Raw genomic sequence first — 210 nt, forward strand, 5'->3', positions numbered from 1 at the left:
GCAAACTACTACCGGCAACTCGCCAGTCAAGCCACCACGGTGGCGGCCTGACTTAAACCAATCAGCCTCCACGAATCTGAACTGACCCCCAGAAGTTGGACATTGTGATCCCGCCGATCAGGCGGTGTTTCTTAACCGGTATTGAACCGGGCTAAGCCCTTTCAATCGCAGCTTGATGCGCTCGTGGTTGTAGTAGTGGATGTATTCATT

1 protein-coding gene is annotated in these 210 nt (G+C 52.9%); it reads right to left on the reverse strand.

What is annotated here, in order from left to right; genetic code table 11:
- Positions 1–117: 117 nt before the first annotated feature.
- A partial coding sequence (locus QN397_RS26710) for an IS3 family transposase (RefSeq protein WP_323498947.1) occupies positions 118–210 on the reverse strand: 93 nt, incomplete at its 5' end.

The sequence above is a fragment of the Variovorax sp. RTB1 genome, assembly GCF_035018765.1.
Lineage (GTDB): Bacteria > Pseudomonadota > Gammaproteobacteria > Burkholderiales > Burkholderiaceae_C > Variovorax.